This is a genomic window from Alcanivorax sp. REN37 (assembly GCF_041102775.1).
Classification (GTDB): domain Bacteria; phylum Pseudomonadota; class Gammaproteobacteria; order Pseudomonadales; family Alcanivoracaceae; genus Isoalcanivorax; species Isoalcanivorax beigongshangi.
Window position 1 is genome coordinate 2,472,927 of the sequence record NZ_JBGCUO010000001.1, and the last position, 23,213, is coordinate 2,496,139.

The 23,213-nt window shown below is 64.5% G+C and carries 22 protein-coding genes; 6 read left to right on the forward strand and 16 right to left on the reverse strand.

The annotated features are described in order from the left end of the window. Positions 1-23 precede the first annotated feature (23 nt). Positions 24-1,421, reverse strand: coding sequence for a signal recognition particle protein (ffh, locus tag AB5I84_RS11225; protein WP_369455951.1), 1,398 nt, complete (start codon positions 1,419-1,421; stop codon positions 24-26). A gap of 140 nt (positions 1,422-1,561) precedes the next feature. Here ffh and AB5I84_RS11230 point away from each other — a divergent pair, with 140 nt between their 5' ends. Beyond that, positions 1,562-2,362 (forward strand): cytochrome C assembly family protein, encoded by an 801-nt coding sequence (locus AB5I84_RS11230; RefSeq protein ID WP_369455952.1) that lies wholly within the window; start codon positions 1,562-1,564, stop codon positions 2,360-2,362. Between the two features lie 98 nt (positions 2,363-2,460). Further along, on the forward strand, positions 2,461-3,696 hold the full coding sequence (locus AB5I84_RS11235) for an HlyC/CorC family transporter (RefSeq protein WP_369456087.1): 1,236 nt from the start codon (positions 2,461-2,463) through the stop codon (positions 3,694-3,696). Positions 3,697-3,702: 6 nt separating this feature from the next. Here AB5I84_RS11235 and AB5I84_RS11240 read toward each other — a convergent pair whose 3' ends face one another. Genes AB5I84_RS11240 through AB5I84_RS11250 form a run of 3 tightly spaced genes read right to left on the reverse strand, consistent with a single transcriptional unit; the run spans position 3,703 to position 5,046 of the window. Continuing rightward, complete coding sequence (locus AB5I84_RS11240) at positions 3,703-3,918, reverse strand: DUF1289 domain-containing protein (RefSeq protein ID WP_369455953.1); 216 nt, start codon at positions 3,916-3,918, stop codon at positions 3,703-3,705. Then, positions 3,911-4,444, reverse strand: a complete 534-nt coding sequence (locus tag AB5I84_RS11245) for a gamma carbonic anhydrase family protein (RefSeq protein ID WP_369455954.1) — start codon at positions 4,442-4,444, stop codon at positions 3,911-3,913. Before AB5I84_RS11245 ends, AB5I84_RS11240 begins: the two co-directional genes overlap by 8 nt. Then, complete coding sequence (locus AB5I84_RS11250) at positions 4,441-5,046, reverse strand: NUDIX hydrolase (protein WP_369455955.1); 606 nt, start codon at positions 5,044-5,046, stop codon at positions 4,441-4,443. Before AB5I84_RS11250 ends, AB5I84_RS11245 begins: the two co-directional genes overlap by 4 nt. A gap of 178 nt (positions 5,047-5,224) precedes the next feature. On the opposite strand from AB5I84_RS11250, the gene AB5I84_RS11255 reads away from it, so the two are divergent. Then, positions 5,225-5,782, forward strand: coding sequence for an NUDIX hydrolase (locus tag AB5I84_RS11255; RefSeq protein ID WP_369455956.1), 558 nt, complete (start codon positions 5,225-5,227; stop codon positions 5,780-5,782). Here AB5I84_RS11255 and AB5I84_RS11260 read toward each other — a convergent pair. From AB5I84_RS11260 to purL, 5 genes are all read right to left on the reverse strand, one after another. Further along, positions 5,779-6,675 (reverse strand): CobW family GTP-binding protein, encoded by an 897-nt coding sequence (locus tag AB5I84_RS11260; protein ID WP_369455957.1) that lies wholly within the window; start codon positions 6,673-6,675, stop codon positions 5,779-5,781. The two genes, AB5I84_RS11255 and AB5I84_RS11260, sit on opposite strands and share 4 nt — an antisense overlap. A gap of 104 nt (positions 6,676-6,779) precedes the next feature. Beyond that, on the reverse strand, positions 6,780-7,055 hold the full coding sequence (locus AB5I84_RS11265) for a hypothetical protein (protein WP_369455958.1): 276 nt from the start codon (positions 7,053-7,055) through the stop codon (positions 6,780-6,782). A 284-nt stretch (positions 7,056-7,339) separates the two neighbouring features. Then, positions 7,340-7,669: a YqfO family protein gene (locus AB5I84_RS11270; RefSeq protein ID WP_369455959.1), complete on the reverse strand. Its 330-nt coding sequence runs from the start codon at positions 7,667-7,669 to the stop codon at positions 7,340-7,342. Further along, positions 7,669-8,355, reverse strand: a complete 687-nt coding sequence (locus AB5I84_RS11275; protein WP_369455960.1) for a PaaI family thioesterase — start codon at positions 8,353-8,355, stop codon at positions 7,669-7,671. Before AB5I84_RS11275 ends, AB5I84_RS11270 begins: the two co-directional genes overlap by 1 nt. 103 nt (positions 8,356-8,458) lie before the next feature. Further along, the gene (purL, locus tag AB5I84_RS11280) at positions 8,459-12,346 is read right to left on the reverse strand and encodes a phosphoribosylformylglycinamidine synthase (RefSeq protein ID WP_369455961.1); all 3,888 of its coding nucleotides are present in this window, start codon (positions 12,344-12,346) and stop codon (positions 8,459-8,461) included. Positions 12,347-12,710: 364 nt separating this feature from the next. Here purL and mltF point away from each other — a divergent pair, with 364 nt between their 5' ends. After that, entirely contained in the window at positions 12,711-14,117 is a 1,407-nt protein-coding gene (mltF, locus tag AB5I84_RS11285) for a membrane-bound lytic murein transglycosylase MltF (protein ID WP_369455962.1), read from the forward strand. A 526-nt stretch (positions 14,118-14,643) separates the two neighbouring features. Here the strand turns inward: mltF and tadA are convergent. Further along, positions 14,644-15,075 carry a tRNA adenosine(34) deaminase TadA gene (gene tadA / locus AB5I84_RS11290; RefSeq protein ID WP_439650210.1) on the reverse strand — a complete coding sequence of 144 codons (432 nt, stop codon included), beginning with the start codon at positions 15,073-15,075 and terminating at the stop codon, positions 14,644-14,646. Between the two features lie 124 nt (positions 15,076-15,199). Here tadA and purT point away from each other — a divergent pair, with 124 nt between their 5' ends. Together purT and AB5I84_RS11300 are read left to right on the forward strand one after the other, a co-directional pair. After that, a complete protein-coding gene (gene purT, locus AB5I84_RS11295; RefSeq protein ID WP_369455964.1) occupies positions 15,200-16,387 on the forward strand; it encodes a formate-dependent phosphoribosylglycinamide formyltransferase in 1,188 nt (395 codons plus the stop codon). Between the two features lie 111 nt (positions 16,388-16,498). Then, on the forward strand, positions 16,499-16,915 hold the full coding sequence (locus tag AB5I84_RS11300) for an NINE protein (protein WP_369455965.1): 417 nt from the start codon (positions 16,499-16,501) through the stop codon (positions 16,913-16,915). 19 nt (positions 16,916-16,934) lie between these two features. Here the strand turns inward: AB5I84_RS11300 and AB5I84_RS11305 are convergent, their stop codons facing one another. The 6 genes from AB5I84_RS11305 to AB5I84_RS11330 all read right to left on the reverse strand — a co-directional run bounded on the left by AB5I84_RS11305 (position 16,935) and on the right by AB5I84_RS11330 (position 23,185). Beyond that, the gene (locus AB5I84_RS11305; protein ID WP_369455966.1) at positions 16,935-17,981 is read right to left on the reverse strand and encodes an NAD(P)H-dependent flavin oxidoreductase; all 1,047 of its coding nucleotides are present in this window, start codon (positions 17,979-17,981) and stop codon (positions 16,935-16,937) included. An 89-nt stretch (positions 17,982-18,070) separates the two neighbouring features. Beyond that, complete coding sequence (locus tag AB5I84_RS11310; RefSeq protein WP_369455967.1) at positions 18,071-18,988, reverse strand: aspartyl/asparaginyl beta-hydroxylase domain-containing protein; 918 nt, start codon at positions 18,986-18,988, stop codon at positions 18,071-18,073. Positions 18,989-19,241: 253 nt separating this feature from the next. Further along, positions 19,242-19,565: a YdbL family probable chaperone protein gene (locus AB5I84_RS11315; RefSeq protein WP_369455968.1), complete on the reverse strand. Its 324-nt coding sequence runs from the start codon at positions 19,563-19,565 to the stop codon at positions 19,242-19,244. Positions 19,566-19,575: 10 nt separating this feature from the next. Next, a complete protein-coding gene (locus AB5I84_RS11320; RefSeq protein WP_369455969.1) occupies positions 19,576-19,767 on the reverse strand; it encodes a YnbE family lipoprotein in 192 nt (63 codons plus the stop codon). Positions 19,768-19,811: 44 nt separating this feature from the next. Next, positions 19,812-22,418: an intermembrane phospholipid transport YdbH family protein gene (locus tag AB5I84_RS11325; protein WP_369455970.1), complete on the reverse strand. Its 2,607-nt coding sequence runs from the start codon at positions 22,416-22,418 to the stop codon at positions 19,812-19,814. Next, complete coding sequence (locus AB5I84_RS11330; RefSeq protein WP_369455971.1) at positions 22,415-23,185, reverse strand: M90 family metallopeptidase; 771 nt, start codon at positions 23,183-23,185, stop codon at positions 22,415-22,417. Before AB5I84_RS11330 ends, AB5I84_RS11325 begins: the two co-directional genes overlap by 4 nt. Positions 23,186-23,213 lie beyond the last annotated feature (28 nt).

A 23,213-nucleotide genomic window follows, 5' to 3' on the forward strand; every position in this document is an offset into this window, starting at 1 on the left:
GGCCACCGCAGCGGCCGCCGGCGTTACATGCCTGGGAAGCCCGGCGGCAAGCCGCCACCAGGACCACCTTGGCCACCACCGCCAAACATGCCACCCATGCCGCGCATCATCTGCTGCATGCCTTTGCCTTTCATCTTCTTCATCATCTTGCCCATCATCTTCTGTTGCTTGAGCAGACGATTCAGTTCTTGGATGTCGAGGCCGGCGCCCTGGGCGATACGGCGCTTGCGCGAGCCTTTGATCAGCTCCGGGTTGCGGCGCTCATCCGGCGTCATGGAGTCGATCAACGCCTCCATGTGCTTGAAATGCTTCACCGCCACCGGGTCCTCGGTCATTTTCGACAGGCCACCCATGCCCGGCAGCTTGTCCAACAGCGAGGTCATGCCGCCCATATTGCGCATCTGCTGGAACTGGTCCTTCAGGTCGTCGAAGTCCATCGCCTTGCCCTTCTTGAGCTTCTTGGCGATTTTTTCGGCCTTGGCCTTGTCCAGCTTGCGTTCAGCTTCCTCCACCAGCGACAGCACGTCGCCCATGCCGAGGATGCGTGAGGCGATCCGTTCCGGGTGGAACAGCTCCAGCGCCTCGGTCTTCTCACCGACACCGATGAACTTGATCGGCTTGCCGGTGATGGCACGCACCGACAGCGCTGCGCCACCGCGTGAGTCACCGTCAGCCTTGGTCAGGATCACGCCGGTGAGCGGCAATGCATCATTGAACGCCGCAGCGGTGTTGGCCGCGTCCTGGCCGGTCATGGCATCTACCACGAACAGCGTTTCGATCGGCGACAGCGACGCGTGCAGGCGGCGAATCTCCGCCATCATGTCCTCGTCCACCGCCAGTCGCCCGGCGGTATCGACGATCAGCACATCCATGAACTTGCGGCGCGCTTCCGCCACCGCATCGGTGGCAATCGCCACCGGATCCTGGTCGGCGGTGGACGGGAAGAATTCCACCCCCACTTCGCCAGCCAAGGTTTTCAACTGCTCGATGGCCGCCGGGCGGTACACGTCCGCCGACACCACCATCACTTTCTTCTTGTCGCGCTCTTTCAGGTGGCGGGCCAGCTTGGCCACCGAGGTGGTCTTACCGGCACCTTGCAGACCGGCCATCAGCAGGATGGCGGGTGGCCGCGTGGCCAGATTGAGGCCGACGTTGGCCTCGCCCATGGTGGCCACCAGCTGGTCGTGGACGATCTTGACGAACGCCTGCTCCGGATTGAGGCTGGCCAGCACATCCTGACCCAGCGCCAACTCCTTCACTTGCTCGGTGAAGTCCTTCACCACCGGCAGCGCCACGTCCGCCTCAAGCAGCGCCTTGCGGACCTCGCGCAGGGTGTCGCGGATATTGTCCTCGGTCAGCTGCCCCTGGCCGGCCAGGTTGCGCAGCGACGCGCCAAGGCGCTCACTGAGATTCTCGAACATGACGGTTACTCCGGAACGGATTGATGCAAGCCGCGCAGTATAGCGTGGCCCGGCCGCCGCAGGCCACGCCCTGTCGGCGCCAGCCTTTCGCTGCCCCAACGCTTATGACACACTGCGGCGTCTTGGGAATCGTTACGATCATGACCATAGCCACTTCCAGCGGCATTGCCGCCCTCCTGCTTTATTTCGCCGCCACCCTGTTGGTGCTGCGGCGACTGCAGCGTGCCCGCACCGGGCGCAGCCTACCCTTGGTGCTGGTCGGCTTCGGTGCCGCGGCCGCCCATGCGCTGTGCCTGTGGGACACCAGTTTCTTCAGCAGTGAAGGCGTCAATCTCGGCTTGTTCCCGATGGCCTCGCTGGTGGCCGGCACCGGCGCGGCGCTGGTCACCGCGGTGGGCCTGTTCCGTCGGTTGGAATGGGTCGGCGCTATCTTGTTCCCGTTGTGCGCACTGTCGATCCCGCCGCTGCTTTGGTTCCAAGGCCCCAGCTATGCGCTGTCGCCGGGACTGGGTTTCCACGTGCTGCTGTCGATTTTGGCGTCAGCAGTGCTCGGCATCGCAGCCATGCATTCACTGCTGATCCTGCTGCAACACCGGGCGCTCAAGCGCGGCCACATCCGCGGCGGCGTGCTGCGCGCGCTACCGCCGATTCAAGTGATGGAAAGCTTGCTGTTCCAACTGCTGTGGGCCGGCCTGTTGTTCCTCAGCGCGGCCATCGTCACCGGTTTCGTCTACGTCGACGACATGTTTGCCCAGCGCGTGGCCCACAAAACGGTGCTGACGCTCGGCGCCTGGCTGCTGTTCGCCATGCTGGTGCTCGGCAACCGCTGGCTCGGCTGGCGTGCGCTCACCGCGGTGCGTTTCACGCTGGCTGGCTTCCTGGTGCTAGTGCTGGGGTTCTTCGGCACCCAGCTGGTGCTGGAATTCATCCTGCGCCATTGACCGCGTCGGCTTGACACTGCCAAACCCGGTTCCAGACAATCGCGTCTCACCCGCCACAAGGTTCACAACTGATTTTGGCTGACCTTCCCGCTTCATTGATGATCGGCTTGCTGGTGGTGCTGGTACTGGCCTCGGCATTTTTCTCCAGCAGTGAAACCGGCATGTTGGCGATCAATCGCTACCGCCTGCGCCACTTGGCGCGCAGCGGCCACCGTGGCGCGCTGCGCGTGGAGCGGCTGCTGGCCCGCATCGATCGGCTGCTGGGCACCATTCTGATCGGCAACAACTTCGTCAACAGCTACGCCGCCACCATCGCCACGCTGCTGGCGATCCGCTGGTTTGGCAATTTGGGCGCGGCGCTGGCGCCGGTCGCCATCACGCTGATTCTGCTGGTGTTCGCTGAGATCACCCCAAAGACGTTTGCGGCCCGGCACCCGGAGAAAATTGCGTTTGCCGCCAGTGGACCGTTGCGGCTGATCAACCTGCTGCTGGCGCCGCTGGTGTGGGTGGTGGGCGGCATCAGTAATGGCCTGCTGCGGCTGTTCGGCTTCAATGCCGCCAAGCCGGCGGACGACAATCTCAGCCCGGCTGAGCTGCGCTCGGTGGTTAACGAAGCCGGCCCGCTGATCCCGGCGGCCCACCAGAAAATGCTGCTCAACATTCTCGACCTGGAAGAAATCACCGTCGAGGACATCATGATCCCGCGCAACGAGATGGTCGGCATCGACATCGAGGACGACCTCGACCACATCCTCGACATCCTGCGCAACGCCCAGCACACGCGGCTGCCAATCTGGCGCAACGACCCCAGCAACCTGATCGGCACCCTGCACCTGCGCCGGGTGTCACGGCTGCTGATGCACAACGAAGTGACCAAGGCCGACATCATGCAGATGTCCAGCGAACCGCATTTCGTGCCGGAAGGCACGCCGCTGCACCGGCAGCTGATCAACTTCCAGCATCACCGGCGCCGGCTCGGCGTGGTCGTGGATGAATATGGCGACGTGATGGGGCTGGTGACGCTGGAGGACATCCTTGAGGAGATTGTCGGCGAATTCACCACCGACATGGCGTCCAGCAGCCCGGACCTGCTGCCGCAGGACGACGGCAGCTATCTAGTGGATGGCACCGCCCATGTGCGCGACGTGAACAAAGCATTGGGATGGGATCTGCCGCGCCAAGGTGCCAAGACCATCAACGGGCTGATCCTCGAATACTTGCAGGACATTCCGGAGAGCAACTCAGCGTTCCGACTCGGCGATTACCTGATTGAAGTGATGCACGTGAAAGACCACATGGTGAAGACCGCCCGCCTCACCCACAGCCCGCGCTAAGCTGGTTCAGGCCCGCCGCAGCGCGCGCTGTTCCAACACCCAGCACAGCGCCGGCTCGCCTTGCATACGCCGCCGACAGCGAGCCAGCACTTCGCGCTGGGCCGCCGGCTCCAGCACTCCCCACTGACTCACTTCCATGCCGGTGCGGAAACAGCCCACGCATACATCATCGCCGTCCAGGGCACAGATGCTGACGCAGGGCGAGGCGACCCGCTCAGTCATGGAAACGCGGGTCCGGCTTCAGCTCGGCCGCGAAGCGCTTCGCATGCTGCACGTAATGCAGGGTGCCCATGGTGATCATCATCTTCTGCCCTTCTGATACCGGCTTCACCACCTTCGCTGGCACCCCCATCACCAATGAGTCGTCGGGAATTTCCATGCCTTCCGGCACCAAGGAATGAGCTGCGATCACGCAGTTGCGACCGATGCGCGCGCGGTTGAGCACCACGGCACCGATACCGATCAGGCTGTTATCGCCGATGGTGCAGCCATGCAGCATCGCTTGGTGGCCGACGGTGACATGCTTGCCCACCGTCAGCGGAATGCCCGGATCCACGTGCAGCACGGCACCGTCCTGCACATTGGAGCCTTCACCGATGGTGATGGTGTCGACGTCGGCGCGCAGCACCGCGTTGAACCAGATGCTGGCATCCGGGCCCAGCACCACCGAGCCGATCACCGACGCACTGTCGGCAATCCAGTACTCGCCTTGGGTTTCCAGGCGTCGATCGTCAATGGTGTAAATCATGATTTGTTCCGCTGATAGACGTCGTGGTCGATGTACTCAATACCGGCATCGAACACGTGGTTGAGCAGGTCGAGAATCATGAAGGCGGTCAGGCCCCAAATCCGGTGACCCTCGAAGTAGTAGTTCGGCATCCGCAGCACGCGGCCGTAGACGCTGACCTCACCCGGCGTGAACTGCGGCTTTTCTTCCATGAAGAACTGCCACGGCACGCGGAAGATGCTGGCGATTTCACCGGGCTCGGCCACCAGCTCCACATCTGGCCGCACCACGCCGACAAACGGCGTGACCTTCATGCCGAAGCGCGATGGAATCGCCGACAACTGCCCGAGCACCCGCACCTCATCCGGCGCCAGCCCCACCTCCTCGTTCGACTCGCGCAACGCGGTGGCCAGCAGATCGGCATCTTCGAGATGGCGGCGGCCGCCGGGAAACGCCACTTCGCCGGCATGGGTGGGCATGTATTGGGAACGCACGGTGAGGATCAATTCCGGGTCCGGCGCGTCGGTGAACGGCATCAGGATGGCCGCCTCCGGCAGCACGCCCGGGTAGTCCTGCTGGCGATAGTCCTGCAGCCCCCGCTGAATATGGTCAATCACTTGCATCACAGGTATCCCCGTAGTGCCCGCGGACCAGTGCGGTGCGGGCAGCGCACGCTGGCTGTATTTTTTTCAAACGCCAGTTTGAACAGAGCGGCGGGCCGCTGCAAGCCCTGCGCGGCATCGCGTTGCAGACTGCAAAACAAGCCTTTAGGCTGCGTTGGACCCTGACTGGAAAGACGCCATGAAGTTTTGCAGCCACTGCGGCAGTGATGCGCTCCGTTTTGATGTTCCCGAAGGTGACAACCGCCCCCGCTACTGGTGCCCGGCCTGCGGCACTGTGCATTACCAAAACCCGAAAGTGGTGGTCGGCGCGATCCCGGTCTGGGAAGACCGCATCCTGCTGTGCAAGCGCGCGATCCAACCACGCAAGGACTACTGGACGCTGCCGGCCGGCTACATGGAAAACGGCGAGACACTGCAAGAAGGTGCCGCCCGAGAAACCTGGGAAGAAGCCTGCGCCACGGTGAACATCAGCGACTTGTACACGGTGTTCAATTTGCCACACATCTGGCAAATCCATGTGTTCTTCCTGTCCACCATGGTCGATGAGCGCTACGGCGTCGGCGAGGAATCATCCGACGCTGGGCTGTTTCTGCCGAGCGAGATTCCCTGGGACCAATTGGCCTTCCCCACCGTGTCGCGCACGCTGCGCTACTTCCTTGATGACCGGGTGCGCGGCGAGTTTCCGTTGCGACTGCAGGACATCACCGCCAAGCCCATCGCCGGGCTGCGCGACTAGATCAGCGTCCAACCGGCGGCCAGCCAAGCCGCCAGCGACGGCGCCCGGGTGCCGAGCAACTGCACCTGACCGGCGCCCGGCCCCGGCCGCCACTGCGGCGCCTGCAGGTTGCCGGTGCTGTTGAGCTGCCAATGTCCCCCTTCGGCAGCCGCCACCTCACCTTTGATCCGCACACCGGGCAGCGTAGCCTGCAACGCAGCGAGCTGTGCCAACGCCAGCCCGCCACTGGCACGCCATTGCAGCGCCTGCTGCCAAACTGCTTCCGCGCCGCTGGGCAACCAGGCTGGCAGCGGCTGCACCGGGCCTTGCAGCCAGTCCAGCGACGCCTTGGCGCCATCGAATTTCACCGCTCGCGCCTGCGGCCTACTCGCCGCGAGAGCCTCAAAACGGGCATGCTCCGCTGCGCTCCAGCCATCGGCGCGACTGCCCACCAACACCTCCGCAACCGCCAACTGCTGTCGGTAAACCGCTGACTCCGGCCGCAACTGCTGTGGGTCCACCACGCACAGAGTCGGCGCCGGCTGCAGGATGCCGCGATAGTGTGTGCCGCGCAGCAGCGCGAGGATTTCCGCCGGATGGCCAGCGCCGGAGGCTTCCACCAGCACGCGCGTCGGCTGAGTCTGGCGCAGCAAGCGATTGAGCGTGACTGGCAACGCCACTGCCCCACTGCAGCCCATGCAGCCGCCGGCCAGCTCTGCTACGCCAGCGTGTTGGCGGCGTAGCCATTCGCCGTCGAAACCGCGCTCACCGAATTCGTTCACCAGCACCGCCCAGCGCTCCGCCGACGGCGTCGCCAACAGTGCCTGCACCAAGGTGGTTTTGCCGCTGCCGAGCAGGCCGGTGACCAAATGCACCGGGATCCCCCGCGCACGCCAGCCGCCGGCGGCGCTCATGGAAGCGCTCCGGCAACAACAGTGGGAAAGGATGTGGTCATAGCAGGCCCGCTCCGGGTCAGAAGCCGGAACAGCTTACGCCATGGCGCCAAGGTCGCCGAGGATCAGTGCACCTGACGCCAGAGATGGCGGGTGAGCCGGCTGAGTAGATAGGCCGGCTGAGCCTCCGGGCTCTCCGGCGGCGTGATCAAGGCGGCGCGCGCGCCTTCCAGGGCATCCAACACCCGCGCTCGGTCGGCGCCGTCTAAGTGCTGGTCGGATTCGGCGTCAAGGATCAACTCCACTAACGCTGCACGTGCTTCGGCCGTGGCATTCAACGCCAAGCACTCAATCACGTACTCCACGTCGTCGAGCCACCGCAAGGCCTGTGAAAGCGTCATAACTGTCTCCGCTGGCCCGATGGCCAAAGCTGTCTTCACCACGGGCATCCACCCCCTGAATCAGTACGCGTTGCTATGGCACCGGCCTCCTGCCTGACCTGGTTTCGAGCCCTTCATTTTCAGTCAGATCGGCCGCCAAACAAGGCCACGATACAGTTTCAGAACAAACAGCCTACACAGCACACAGAGCGTTGCCCGGCGCTTACGCAACAGCGCCTTTGCGAACCGTTCGCTACCGCATTGCAGCGTTATGTGAACCGAATCACGGGCCGCCGGCGCAGCCGTCAGAGGAATTGGCGGTAATCCAGCAGCGGCCACAGGTCCACCGCCGGCTCTTGGTAGGGATGCGCCGCCACCAGCGCGCGCAGTGCGGCGCCAAGGTAGCGCTGGTCACAAACCAGCTCGATACGGTGTTCGGTGACCCGCTCAACTCGCCCGGTACTGCCCAGGAACGGCTGACTGCCGGGCAGGGGCCGGAACTGGCCCTGCCCGACCAGCTCGAAGGCGCAGTGATCGTAATCACCGACCCGCCCAACGCCGGCGTCAAACAGCGCCTGCTTGACCGCCTCGGCGTGGGTCGCTGGCACGAACACACACAGCTTGTAGAGCGTCATCACTGCGGCCCGTGGCCATCACGCCAGCGGTACGGCTCCTGCATGCTGATCCAGATGCCCTCCGCCAGCACGGTCTGCTCGCCGTCTACGAAGAAGCGACCTTCGACAAACATCTTGCGGCCCTCGATGCGCTGGATGCGTGCCTCCATCAGCACTTCCTTGCGCAGCGGCGTGCCCGCTTGGTAGCGGATATTGAGGGTGCCGGTCATGCCCAATCCATGGACCAGGTCCTGACACTTGGCCATGAGGATATCCAGCATCAGCGCCACCACGCCGCCATGCACGCGCCCCGGCGGCCCCTGCCAGGCCGGGCCAAGGGTGGCGCGCCCACGCACCACATCGCCGTCCAGCCACAGCTCTAACGGCGGCGCCATGGCCGCCGACAGGCCGGTCATGATGTCGTGGTCACCCATGTCCAGCGCATCCTGCTGGCTGCCCTTGCCGGTCCACAGCCGCATCAGCAGCGGCTGCTGTTGGCGGCGCGGGTGGCTGGCCACGTCGTCGGCCCACTGCTCGGCCTGATCGGCCCACTGGGTCAGTTTCTGTTGCGGCGCCTCGACGCGCACCAAGCGGTCGATGATGCGTCGCAGCGCAGCCGCCAAGCGGCGGCGCTCCCGGTATTCCGGGTTGGCTGCCACCGGCTCGCTTTGCGGCAGTTGTTGCAGGTCGTACTCGGACTCGCTCATGGCGTTCTCCGTCAACATTCTCGAGGGCGGCCACAGCGCGGCCAACAAAAAGCCCCTGCGCGCGGGCGCGAGGGGCTTGGTGTCGCGAGCAAGTAGGAGGGGATCAGCCCACCCACTTACGCGCGTTTTGGAACATGCGCAGCCAGGCACCGTCTTCCTGATCGCGCCACTGCGGCGGCATCCAGCTGTTTTGCACCACCCGGAACAGGCGCTCTGGGTGCGGCATCATGATGGTGGCGCGGCCGTCGAGGCTGGTGAAGCCGGTGACACCGGCCACCGAACCGTTGGGGTTGGCCGGGTACTGCTCGGTGGGCTGGCCGTTGCCATCCACAAAGCGTACCGCCACCTGCTGGTTGGCTTCACAGCTGGCCAGGCTCTCGGCGCTGATTTCCGCAAAGCCTTCACCGTGGGCGGAGGCGATCGGCAGGCGTGAGCCTTCCATGCCCTTGAGGAAGATCGACGGCGACGGCTGCACCTCTACCAGCACCATGCGCGCTTCGAACTGCTCGCTACGGTTGCGCACGAAGCGCGGCCAATGCTCGGCACCCGGAATCAATTCTTTCAGGCCGGACAGCATCTGGCAGCCATTGCAGACGCCGAGGGTGAAGGTATCCGGACGCTGGAAGAAGGTGCTGAACGCCTCACGCAGGGCCGGGTTGAACAGGATGGTCTTGGCCCAGCCACCGCCGGCGCCGAGCACGTCGCCGTAGGAGAAGCCGCCGCACGCCACCAGCCCACGGAAGTCCTGCAGCTGCACGCGGCCGCTGAGCAGGTCGCTCATGTGCACGTCCACCGCACGGAAGCCGGCGCGCTCGAACGCAGCCGCCATTTCCACGTGACCGTTGACGCCCTGCTCACGCAGTACCGCCACCGCCGGACGCTCGGCGCCCTGCAGGTGAGCCGCCGGGTTCTCACCGAGCTTGAAGCTCAGCGACAGCGCCGACAGCCCCGGATCGTCACGCTGCGGAATGGCATCGAATTCCTGTTGCGCGCAGCTCGGGTTGTCGCGCATGGCTTGGATGCGGAAACTGGTTTCCGCCCACAGTTGGTGCAGCTCACGGCGCGGCGCCGCCAGCAGCACGGCGCCGCCGAGGCGCACCCGGATTTCGTCTTCGTCGTTGAGCGCACCGACCACCTGCACGCAGCCGCCGAGGCCGGCGGCGGTGTAGGCCGCCAGCACCGCATCCAACTGGCTCTCCGCCACTTGCAGCAGTGCGCCGGCTTCTTCGTTGAACAGCGCAGCCAATACTTCTTCGTCATCCCCGGCGAGGGCGTCCAGCGTCAGCTCAATGCCAACCCGGCCGGCAAACGCCATTTCCGCTGCCGCCGCCCACAGGCCGCCGTCGGACCGATCGTGATAAGCCAGCAGTTGCTTGCCAGCCACCAGCGTCTGGGTGGTCTGGAAGAACGCTTTGAGGGTGTCGGCGGCGTCCACGTCCGGCGCTTCGGCACCGACCTGGCCATACACCTGCGCCAGCGCCGAACCACCCATACGGTTACGGCCAGCGCCGAGATCCACCAGCACCAAACGGCTGTCGACCCCGGTCTGCAGCTGCGGCGTCAGCGTGTTGCGGATGTCATTCACCGGCGCGAACGCGGACACAATCAGCGACAGCGGCGCGGTCACGCTCTTCTCGATGCCCTTGTCGGTCCACAGCGTGCGCATCGACAGTGAGTCCTTGCCCACCGGAATATTGATGCCGAGCGCCGGGCACAGCTCCATGCCCACCGCTTTCACGGTGTCGAACAGGTTCTGGTCCTCGCCCGGGTGACCGGCGGCGGCCATCCAGTTGGCAGACAGGCTGATGCGGGTGATGTCACCGACATCGGTGCCGGCCAAGTTGGTCAGCGCTTCCGCCACCGCCATGCGACCGGAGGCGGCGGCATCCACCAAGGCCAGCGGCGTGCGTTCGCCCATCGACATCGCTTCGCCGGTGTACCCCTGGAAGCTGGAAGCGGTCACCGCGCAGTCGGCCACCGGCACCTGCCACGGGCCCACCAGCTGATCGCGGTGCACCAAGCCGGTCACCGAGCGGTCACCGATAGTGATCAGGAACGACTTGGATGCCACCGACGGCAACTGCAGTACCCGTTGGGTGGCCTCTTTCAAGCTGATGCCGGCCAGATCAAACGGCCGACGCTCGAAATCAGTGCGCTCGAACTCGCGCTGCATCTTCGGCGCCTTGCCGAACAGCACGTCCATCGGCAGATCCACCGGCGCTTCATTGAAGTGGCGATCGCCCAGCAGCAAATGTTCTTCGTCAGTGGCCTGACCGAGCACCGCAAACGGCGCCCGCTCCCGGGCACAAAGGGCGGCGAAGCGGTCTAGATCCGCCGGTAGCACCGCCATCACGTAGCGTTCCTGGGCTTCGTTGCACCAGATTTCCACCGGGCTCATGCCCGGCTCATCGCAAGGAATATCACGCAGTTCCAGCCGTGCACCGCGCTCCGCGTCGTGCACCAGCTCCGGCAACGCGTTGGACAGGCCACCGGCGCCGACGTCGTGGATCGACACGATCGGGTTCCGTTCGCCCTGCGCCCAGCAGGCGTCGATCACTTCCTGGCAGCGACGCTCCATTTCCGGGTTGTCGCGCTGTACCGAGGCGAAGTCGAGTTCTTCCGCCGATTCACCGGATGCCATCGACGACGCCGCGCCACCGCCAAGACCGATCAGCAACGCCGGGCCGCCGAGCACAATGATGTGGGCGCCTGCCGGAATGGGTTTCTTTTCCACGTGGCCGTCACGGATGTTGCCGAGGCCGCCGGCAATCATGATCGGCTTGTGGTAACCGCGCACTTCCATACCGTTAGCGCCGTTTACTTCCAGCTCTAAGGTGCGGAAGTAACCGCACAGGTTGGGGCGGCCGAATTCGTTGTTGAACGCGGCGCCACCGAGCGGGCCTTCAACCATGATGTCGAGCGCCGACACAATGCGCTCCGGCTTGCCGTAAGGCTGCTCCCACGGCTGCGCGAAGCCGGGAATATTAAGGTTCGACACCGAGAAGCCAGACAGCCCGGCTTTCGGCTTGCCGCCCAGACCGGTGGCGCCTTCATCACGGATTTCACCGCCGGAACCGGTGGATGCCCCCGGGAACGGCGCGATGGCGGTCGGGTGGTTGTGGGTTTCCACCTTCATCAGAATGTGGATCGGCTCCTGCACATAGTGGTAGGTGCCGGTATCCGGATTGGGGAAGAAGCGTGCGCCGTCGTGGCCCGCCATCACTGCGGCGTTGTCTTTGTAGGCAGACAGCACCCGGCCCGGGTTTTCCTTGAAGGTGTTGCGAATCATGCCGAACAGGCTGTGGGACTGCTGCTCACCATCAATGGTCCACGACGCATTGAAAATCTTGTGGCGGCAGTGCTCAGAGTTGGCCTGCGCAAACATCATCAGCTCGGCGTCGGTGGGATTGCGGTCCAGACGCAGGAACTGCTCCAGCAGGTAATCGATTTCGTCCTCGGCCAGCGCCAGGCCCAGCTCACGGTTAGCCTGCACCAACGCATCGCGGCCGCCTTGCAGCACGTCGACCCGCGCCAGCGGGCGCGGCGCTTGGCGCGCAAACAGCACCTGCGCCTGCTCTAGGGACTCCAGCACGGCTTCGGTCATGCGGTCATGCAGTGCGGCCAACACGGCGGCACGATCGGTCACCGCGGCATCCCATACCACACGGTATTCGATGCCACGCTCGATGCGCTGCACCGCCGCCAGTCCGGCGTTGTGGCAGATGTCGGTGGCCTTGGAGGACCACGGTGAAATGGTGCCCGGACGCGGCACCACCACGAACTGCTCGCCTTGCTCCGGCAGCGTCACTGCGCCGGTCGGGCCGTAGCGCAGCAGTTGTTCCAGCACGCCTTCCTGCGCGTCGGTCAGGGCGCCATCCAGCGCCACGAAATGCACAAAGCGGGCGCCCAGAGCGGACACGCCGGGCAGTGACGCCTGCAGTTTTTCCTGACGGAATGGGGACAACGCGGAGGAACCGGGAAGGATGAGCATGGCGCGCCTTTGTTTACCTGGGTTCAGGGAGGGGACTAATCGGAAGACGCGCATGATACGGGAAAAGCCTCGCGAAGGCAGCCATTGCCGCCCCGCCGCTAGCGGCCGCTACCTGATCAGTCCCTCGCCTGATCACGGCGTGGTACCGAAGTCTGAAATTGCTGTCTCTGGGCGCCACTGTGCCTATTTGTCAGACATGGAAGCTGTTCAAAAGACCACCTGCTGCTAGACTCGCCCCCCATCTGAGAAGGTGAAATTGCGTCTGGCCGCAGGGATGGGTGGCTGGGTCATCACGCCACGGAAGGGGCCGGCAGCGGCCATACCGGACTGGCCACGCACTCTGCGTGGTGCAGCGGGAATCCTCATGAACATGGTGTTTGCACAGCTGAAATCATTGCTGGTGCCGGTGGTAGCGCTGACTGCGCTGGCCGTCATGACCGGCAGTGGCTCCCCGCCGGATGCACTCGATCGCGTGCACAGCCGGGGTGAGCTGGTGCTCGCCACCACCCTCTCGCCGACCACCTACTACCATAACCAGCACGGCCCCACCGGCATGGATTATGAACTGGTACGTGGTTTTGCCGAGGAGTTGGGGCTGGAATTGAAAGTGATCGAAGCCCAGGACTTGGGTGAGCTGTTCAGTCTGCTGGAGGCAGGCAGCGTCGATATCGCCGCTGCGGGCCTGTCCATCACACCGGACCGCGCCCGCCACTTCGACTTCACCACCAGCTACCAGTCGATCCAACACAAAATCATCTATCGCCGCGGCGAAACCCGCCCGCGCCAGTTGTCGGAATTGGCCGGTAAACGCATCGTGGTGGAGGCCGACTCCGCCAACGCCGAGCTGCTGCGCCACCTGCAAGAAGACGTACCCTTCCTGGATGTGACCGAACTGCCCGGCGCGGGTGTCGAAGCGCTCATGGCACTGGTACGTAGCGGCCGTGCTGATTACACCCTGGTGGACTCCAACCGCTTCGCACTGCATCGCACCCTGTTCCCCGATCTTGACGCCGCATTCGACGCCGAAGCCAGCAGTATGGGCTGGTTCTTCCGGCCCGAGCCCAACCGCCGCCTGCACCACGCCGCCCAGCGCTACTTGACGCGCATGAAGCTCAGCGGCGAGGTGGCCAAGCTGGAGCGGCGCTTCTTCCGTCATCACGACCGCTTTGATCTGTACGCTGCACGCTCTTTCATTCGCCACCGCGATCAGCGGCTGCCGCAGTATCAAGACGACTTCCATACCGCCGCCGCCAGCACCGGCTTTGATTGGCGCCTGCTGGCCGCCGTGGCCTACCAGGAATCAATGTGGGACGCCGGCGCGGTCTCGCCCACTGGCGTGCGCGGTCTGATGATGCTGACCCAGCAAACCGCCCGGGAAATGGGCGTTGCCAACCGCGAGGACCCGCGCCAGAGTATCGCGGCCGGCGCCGCTTACCTGCGCAAGATGCACGACCGCATCAACGAGGACATTCCCGAACCCGACCGCACTTGGATGGCGCTGGCCGCCTATAACGTCGGCATCGGCCACTTGGAAGACGCGCGTCAGCTGACCGCCCGCGGCGGTGGCGACCCCAATCGCTGGCAGGACGTGCGCCAGCGGCTGCTGCTGCTGAGCCGCCCGGACTATTACCGCCAAACTCGCCACGGCTTTGCCAGCGGTGGCCAAGCCGTGGTGTATGTGCGCGAAATCCAGAACTACTACGACCGTTTGGTATGGCTCGATCAGCACAATGGCGAACCGGCACCGACCTTGCTAGCAATGCTGCACTAAGACCATGGATAGCCGCTTGGTCGGTGTAAAGAACAAAGCCCAATACTGATAACGTATTGGGCTTTTTTTTCGGCCCCATAAAATTAAATGCTGCGGGACTAAATCATGATGATGGAACCAGCATTATTTTTTTCTAGCGGCTGAAATCGGAGGGCCGATTCCGAATTTTGGATTCTGAATTCTGAATTCTGAATTCTGAATTCTGAATTCTGAATTCTGAATTCTGAATTCTGAATTCTGAATTCTGAATTCTGAATTCTGAATTCTGAATTCTGAATTCTGAATTCTGAATTCGGGGTTCGGGGTTCGTTCAGCGACCGTTCGGCCTTTCTGCTTAACAATTCAGAAATCGAAAACCTAGAATCGGCAGCCGACAATTGCCGAGCATATCCCACCTGGCTTTCCACGAAGCACACTATCGCGCCGGTGCCGCACCTTCACGGGCAGCAAGCCAGAGCCGCCCCGCTCCTCGGCATGACTTTCTCCACCTACTGCGCGGCTCGGCAGGCACCTGTGACGCTGCCCCTTACCCGCGTCGCGCGCGGAAGAATTGCCGCAGCAGGGCGGCACTGTGTTCCGCCATCACCCCGGCGGTCACCGCCAGCCGATGGTTGTAGAACTCAGCTGCCGGCAGCTGCAATTGGCTTTCGCAGACGCCGGCGCGCGGTTCCGTGGCGCCATACACCAGTCGCCCGATGCGCGCGTGCATCAGCGCACCGAAGCACATGGTGCAGGGCTCGATGGTGACGTAGAGGGTCGCCCCGGTCAGCCGGTAGTTACCAAGCCGTGCCGCGGCGGCGCGCAGCGCCACGATTTCTGCGTGGGCGGTAGGATCGGCGCCGGAAATCGGCCGATTAAAGCCGGCGCCCAGCAGTTCGCCGTCGCGCACCACCACCGCACCCACCGGCACCTCGCCCGCTTCGGCGGCCTGGGCCGCCAACGCCAGCGCCTGCTGCATCCAATGTTGATCGTCGTTCACCAGGTTCTCCTTTTGCGGCGCCCATGTTAGCCGCTGCCAGCCCGCACCGCATGGGGTAGACTGCGCGTTTCCCGCTGTCTGATTCCCTGTTCCGGAGGCCCGCATGGACCAGCCCACCCTTGGCACCCCCCTGTCCCCCACCGCCACCCGCGTATTGCTGCTCGGCAGCGGCGAGTTGGGCAAGGAAGTGGTGATCGCTCTGCAACGACTGGGCTGCGAAGTGATCGCGGTGGACCGCTACGCCAATGCCCCGGCCATGCAGGTGGCGCACCGCAGCCATGTAATTTCGATGCTCGATGGCGACGCCCTGCGCCGCGTCATCAGCGCTGAACAGCCACACTATGTGGTGCCGGAAATCGAAGCCATCGCCACCGATGTGCTGGTGGAGTTGGAAGCAGAAGGGCTGAACGTGGTGCCCACTGCGCGCGCCGCCCAGCTGACCATGAATCGCGAAGGCATCCGCCGCCTGGCTGCGGAACAACTGGGGCTGGCCACATCGCCGTACCGGTTTGCCGACACCGAAACTGAATACCGCGCCGCCGTCGCCGCCATCGGCCTGCCGTGCGTGGTGAAGCCGGTCATGTCGTCCTCCGGTAAAGGCCAGAGCACAGTGCGCAGCGACGCCGACATTGATGCCGCTTGGACCCACGCCCAATCCGGCGGCCGCGCCGGCGCCGGCCGAGTGATCGTGGAAGGCTTCATCGATTTCGATTACGAGATCACGCTGCTCACCGTGCGCCACCGGGACGGCACCGCATTTTGCGCACCGATCGGTCACCGCCAGGAGCGCGGCGACTACCGCGAATCCTGGCAACCGCAGCCGATGTCCAACGCGGCACTGGCGGCGGCCCACCAGATGGCGGAAGCGGTCACCGGTGCGCTCGGCGGCCGTGGCCTGTTCGGCGTCGAGATGTTCGTCAAAGGCGATCAGGTGTACTTCTCGGAAGTGTCACCACGCCCCCACGACACCGGCATGGTGACGCTGATCTCCCAGAACCTGTCCGAGTTCGAACTGCATGCACGCGCCATTCTCGGCCTGCCGATCCCGTTGATTCGCCAATGGGGCCCGAGCGCCTCGGCGGTATTGCTGGTGAGCGGCGACTCCAGCCAAATGCAGTACGGCAACCTGGCCGCCGCGCTGGCCGAGCCTGACACGGACCTGCGTCTGTTCGGTAAACCGGAAGTGGCCGGCGAGCGGCGTCTGGGCGTTGGCCTGGCCCGCGCCGACGATATCGACGCCGCGGTGCAGCGTGTCCAGCGCGTGGCAGCGCAGATCAAGGTGACGCTGTAAACGGTAATTGGTGAAATTGTGTCCCACATCCCGTGCCTAGCATTCGGTTTCGAGGGCCGGCACGGCATAATCGGCGCTTGAGTTCCACCCTTTCGCAGCAAGGAGAGCCCCATGCAACTGAGCGGCCAGCACGACACCCACAGCAAACTGTTCGGCTACCTGCTGTGGATTTTCGGCTTCACCGGTGCCCACCGGTTTTATTACGGCAAGCCGATCACCGGCACCATTTGGTTCTTCACCTTCGGCCTGTTTCTGATTGGCTGGATCATCGACTTGTTCTTGATTCCCGGCATGGATGAACGCGCTGACCGGCGCTACCGCTCCGGCCGCGTTGATTACAACATCAGCTGGATTCTGCTGACTTTCCTCGGAGTGTTCGGCGTTCACCGCATGTACATGGGCAAGTGGATCACCGGCATCATCTACCTGTGCACCGGCGGTCTGTTCCTGCTCGGCTATCTGTATGACCTGTGGACCCTCAACGGCCAAGTTTCGGAGCGCAACCGCGAGCTGGAATTCAGCCGCTGACGCCTGCCGCCGGCCGGACTCATCCGGCCGGCACGTCCCACCCGGCCGCCAACGCGCGGCAAATCTCCGCTGCCGGCAGCGCCCGGCAACCACTGCGGTTCTGCCCGCTCCACATTGACGTATAGCGGTCATCGCCGTGCGCTTCTGCCGCCTTTCTCAGCGGCAGAATAGCCGCGCTGGCGCGTGGAAAAGGGGCCGGACATCCCGCCAGCGGGCCAACCTGCTCCAAGAACGGCGTGGCAATCGCCCGCGCCGGCCGGCCGCTGTACAGGTGCGTCACCAGCGTCGGTCGATCGCTGGCCAGCGCACTGCGGTGCAGTGCCGTGGTGGTGGCTTCCGGCGTGCGCAGGAAGGCGGTACCCACCTGCACCCCCGCGGCGCCCAACCGGCGTGCCGCCGCCACCGTGGCCGCGTCGGTGATACCGCCGGCCGCGATCACCGGCACCGCCACGGCCGCCGCGATCTGCGGCACCAGCGCAAAGGTACCCAACTGGCGGCTGACATCGGCATCGAGGAAATGGCCACGGTGGCCGCCGGCCTCCCAGCCCTGCGCGATCACCGCGTCGGCGCCGTGCTGCACCAGCCACTGCGCTTCTGCCACCGTCGTGGCGGAGGCCAACACCTTGGCACCGGCCGCTTTCACTTGTGCCAGCAGCGCCGGCGCCGGCAACCCGAAATGGAAACTCACCACCGCCGGCCGCATGGCGCTGACCCAATCCGCCGCCAGCGGGTTGAACGGCTGTCGTGGCGCGGCGGACGCCGCCACCCGCGGCAGCTGCCACTGCTGGTACTCGCCGGCGAGGCTGTCGAGCCAGGCCTGATCGGCCACGGCATCCTCCGCCGGCGCAGTATGGGCGAAGAAGTTCACATTGAACGGCGCCGCAGTGACCGCCCGCAGTGCGGCCACCTGCTCGGACAGCGCCTCCAGCGACACCGCCGCGGCCGGCAATGAGCCGAGCCCGCCAGCCTGACACACTGCCAGCGCCAAGCGCTGGTCCTGCACCCCGGCCATTGGTGCTTGAATCAGCGGCCATTGAATACCCAACCACTTCGCCAGATCGGTCATCGGTGCATCTCCTGCAAAGCGGCAGCGCGCTGCCAAGTGGAAATAACAGGCACAAAAAACCCCGCCGCAGCGGGGTTTCAGGATGCGGCTCAGCGCACGAAAATCAGATAGAACAAACCGCCGATCAGCACCCACTTCATGGCGTAGTAGAGCTTGCGGTTTTTCTTCTTGATGCCTTTTGCCCACGCCCGGACTTTATACACCACGTCGAATACTTTGTTCAGCGCGCCGACGTCGTCGCCTTTAACGTTCTCGGTTTCGGTCGCGCTCACCACCAGCTTCTGGAATACGCGGTTGAATGCCTGGGCCCAGCGGTAGCGCAGTGGGCGCTCGACGTCGCAGAACAGAATCAGACGATCCTTATCGGTGAAGTTTTCGGCCCAGTGGATGTAGGTTTCATCAAACAGGGTGTCTTCACCGTCACGCCAGGAGTGCACTTCACCGTCGACGAAGATGGCGCAGCGGTCATCGTTGGGGGTATCGAGGCCGAGGTGGTACCGCAGCGAGCCGGCAAACGGGTCACGGTGCTGGCCGAGCTTGGCGCCGGCCGGCAGCTTGGCAAACATCGCCGCCTTGATGCCGGGGATACGGTTCACCAGTTCCACCGAACGGGGGCACATCTGCATCGCAGACGGCTGCGCGTCGTTGTACCACTTCAGGTAGAAACGGCTCCAACCGGTACGGAAGAACGAGTGGAACGCCAGGTCGTTGTCGGTACTGGATTGGCCAATGTAGCCGCCTTGGGTCAGCGCCAGCGCTTCCTCACGGAACACTTCCCAGTTGTCCTTGAGCAGGTCCAGCTCCGGGAATTTGCTGCGGTCGAGGAACGGCTTGTTCGGCACCGAGCTGGTGGCGTAAATCAGGCAGTTCACCGGCGCCATGATGGTGGAGTGATCCAGCACCTGACGGCGAAACTTGTGGCGCACCTTGCCGCGGTAATGGACATAAGCCCCGCAGGCAATGAAAACATAGAGAATCCAGATATTACCGGTCCAGAGCCAATCCACAGACCACCTCGACAGTATTGATTTTAAAACCAGGAAAGGTGAGGCGCTGGGTATCGCTGCACCGCGCTGCCGGCGCCCAAGCCCAGACAAGGCAACGGCAGAAACCGGAATCCGGCACGGTACGGTGCGACCCGATAAGGCGCCCGCGTGCGGCGGGCATAATAACTGATTTTCGTGAAAAAAGAGTTAAATCTTGAATACCGGCCCCATTATCGGGGCCGGTATCACGGCGCTGTTGGCCATCAAAGACGGGCTACTTTTTCACCCATTTACCGCTAGCGTCCTGCACCATGCCGCCAGCTGGGGTCTTGTCGATGGCCTTCTCGCCAGCCAGCGCCGCGACCTGGTCGAGGGTGATGCCGTTCTGGCGGGCAATGCGCTGGTAGGCGTCGCGGCGGCGGGCGTTCACTTCCGAGACCAGCTCCACCACTTCCGGGGTCGCATTCACTACCCCCAGGTAACCATCGGCCTGTTCGCCCACCAAACCACGCTGTTTGGCACCATCCAGATCCAGCGCCGCAGCGCCGCTGGCCAAGCCCAGCACCAGCATTCCGATCAGCACAGGTTTCATCTTCATGGGGCTCTCCTCAGAACAAATCGCTGTCTGCGCCAAACAGCGCATCCAGGTCTTTCTCAACCTTGAGACGGATCTCGTGGTCGATCTTGACGTTCAGGTTGATGGTGATGGGTTCCTTGGGCGCTTCCAGCGCAATGCGCGGCGTACAGCCGCCCAGCGCCAGCACGCACAACAGTGCTCCCAAGCCTCGGTTTAATGCCATATCGATTGCCTCATTCGGCCCGCAGTGGAAGGGTTTTAAAACATTCACGGCAGCGATTCCATGACCTGCTGTGATAACTCATCGGCAATCCGTAGGCTGCGCAACAGCACGCGCAGATTCTCTTGGTGGGTGTAATTAAATGCCACCGCCAGCCCCCCTTGGGACGGATTCACGCCAGCAAGGTTCACCGCCGCCGACAGCCAACCATCATCTGCCATGTCGAGCTGCGCTTGGAAGGTGCCGATCTCGAGCACCGACAAACTATCCAGCGCCAGCGATACCGCGGTGTTCGAGGCCTTCATGGCGGTCAAGGCATCACTGCTCAGCAGTGACAGCCCCAGCGGCGTCTCATTGGCCAGCTTGCCGGCGCGGATCGCCACGCTGTCGGCACCCAGTCGCAACGGCAGGTAGCCGCCAACGCGACCGGTCAGCGTTACCACCGGCTCTGATTGCAACGCCGCCAGCTGCGGCAACTCGATGCGCGTCACCACGACAGTTTGGTACGCGCTGCCCGGCCAGCTCAGCGCCGGCGCCAGCAACTCGCCGCCCAGCAGCTCAGCGCGAATATCGGTCAACCGCCACTGCTCCAAATCAGTATCGAGGGTGGCGGCAATCTCGGTGATCGGGAAGCCGACATCGGCCTTGGCCACCGTCATCGGCCCCACACTGTGGGCACGTACCCGCTGCCCCGGCAGCATCGACAACGCCCATTCACCGGCGACGCCTTCCGCACGCACACCGCCCCAGTCGAGCACCGCATCACGTAATCGCAGCGATGCCTCCAGACTGAGATCGTCCTGCCACTGCCAGCGACCAGAGGCTGACACCTGACCGTCGGCCAACGTCAGTGGTAATGATTGGCTCTGCGCTGGCGACAGTGGCGACTCCAACGTCAGGCGGCCGGCCCAGCCGCCGCCGTGGGGCGCGGCATCGGCACTCAAGCGCGTGTCCCAGTCCGGCACGCGCAACGTCAGAGCCGCCGCTACACCCTTGAGATCCAACTCGCCCGCCAGCGCCGGCACCCGGTGACGGGCCGCCACCAGCCCCTCAGCAGCCAGCGCCAGCCGGCCTCGGGCGCCGTGTTCATCCAGTTGCAGCGGCCCGACACTGGTGACCGTCACTGGGCGCAGCAGCAGCTCCTGCCATACCGAGCTGTCCAACTGCAGCGTGGCGCCGGCGGGAAGGGTGAGCGCCATCGCCTCGGTGTCCAATTGCCAGCGGCTGGTCAGCGTCAGCTGGCCGCCGTGACTGAACTCCGGCAACTGTGCAGTCAGGGTGACATCACCGTGCGGCTGCGCCCCAGCCCAAGACGCACTCCAGCGCCCGCTCAGCGGGATGTCTTCCGCGCGGCCGCGCACACTGCCTTCAACGCGTTGCTGGTCCAACACGGCCGGTGACACCGGCACGTCCAGCGCCAGTTGGCCCTGCGGGTGCTGCAGCGCCAGCCGCAGCGGCTCGCCGCCGGGACCGGCGGCATCCCAATGGCCGTTCCAACCGCCGTCCAGCTTGGCGTCAGCCACCGTGCCGGACAACCGGACGCGGCCCTGCCAGCGCCAATCTGGCAGCGACCAGCTGACGCGGCTGCCAACCACCTGCGCCGCCAGCTCTTGATAATCCAACGCCAGTGAAACAGCGGCTTCGCCGCTGGTGGCCAACGGCACCGTCAGCTCCGGCCAGCGCACCCGCAACCCATCGCTGCCGGCCAGCTCGTGGGCGGGCACGGTCAGCTGTCCCTGCTGCCAACTGAACGGCACCTCGCCGGACAGCCATTCGCTGCTGAACGCCAGCCGGCCGTTGCCCTGGTCAAGCCCGTCGCTGTCCAGGTGCAGTGCCGCGCGGCCGGCCTCGGCCTCCACCGTCAAGGCGCCGTCGGCATGGGCAATGGTGCCGGACCAATCGCCCTGCAACTGCCACGGCTCCAGCCTGATCAACAGCTCCGGCGCGCCGCGCACCGGACCACTGCTCTGCAAGGCAGCCTGCCAGCCGGCCTCCGACAGCGTCAGGGTAGCGGCCAGATCAGCACGCTCCGGGCGGTCCACCACACCGACCTCATCCAGCGTGAGCTCCAGCCGCCCTTGTGGGCGCGGACTGTATTGGTCACCGCTGCCATGCACGCGCAGACCACCAACCACTTGATCCGACAGGGCCGCCAGCGGCCAGCGACCCGCCACTTGCCAGCGCCCTTCTTGATCGAGGGTGGCGCTGAGCAGCGCCTGGGGCCAGGTCAGTGCCCGCGCCACTAGCCACCACTGGCGCTGCCGGTGTGATAACCGCAGATCCAGTTGCTGGTCGGCCACCACCAATCCGCTGACGCGCGCTTCCAGCGGCGGCATCCACGGCAACTGGGGTAACGTAAACGGCTCGTCGGTGGCCGGCGCCGCTGGGCAGGCCGGCAATTTCACACCGTCCGCCAGCACCCGCAGCGGCCAGCCTGGCACCAGCACCAGCGCGTCCAGCTGTACCCGCTCGCAGTCGTCGTCCTGCCAGCGCAGCTGACGCAGCACCAGTGCGCCCTGCTGCCAGTTATGGCTCTGCCAGTTCACGCCGTAATGGCCGGCCAGTGGGCGCAGTCCGTACCACAGCGCGATCAGCAGCAGCATCAGCGCCAGCACGACCAGGCCCAGCCACAGCAACAGCTTGCGCACCCTCATGCGGCCACCTCCCAACGATCTTGCTGCCAGTGCAGTCGGAAGCAGCCGGCCAGCGCGGTGTACACCTGCGGCCATTGCTGCGCCAACGCTTGCGGCGCCTCGAAAAACACCTCGGCCAGCACGGCGAAGAATTCGGCCGGATGCTCCAGCGCGTAGGGATCGAGCCAGCCGGTATCGCCGTCGCGCTCCCATTGCGCCAATTCGGCCATCGCCGCCGCCATCACCTGCTGCCAATGCTGCGCCGAAACACCTACCGGCAGCGGCGGCGCGCCATTGGCACTGCCGGTGAGCAGGTCGATTTTGTGCGCCATCTCGTGGATCACCACGTTGTAGGGGGGCATGCTGCTGGCGCCTTGCACGTCTTCCCAGGACAGAATCACTGGCCCCTGCTCCCAGGCTTCGCCACTGCGCCATTCTTCATCGCGATGCACCACGCCATGCTCATCCTCGTGCTCCAGGTCGGAACAGAACTGGGTCTCGTACAACACGACCACTTCCCAGCCGCGATAAAGCTGCAAACCGCGTCCGAGTACCGGCAGCGTGGCCATGCTCGCCACGGTCCAGCGCATGTCATCGGTGACCTCGAACCCAGCGCCGCCGACGATGCTTTTACGCAGCAAAAAGCGCTTCACCAGATCGAACCACTGCTCACGCAACGGACCCGATACTGCCGCCGCCGGCGGCCACCACGCCACGCAGCGTTCCCAGTCGCTGCGCTCGAAGCGGTAGCGCCGCATGCGTCGATTTTCCAACCAGCGTGACCACATTCCCAGTCATTCCTCTTGCTGCCGCGCG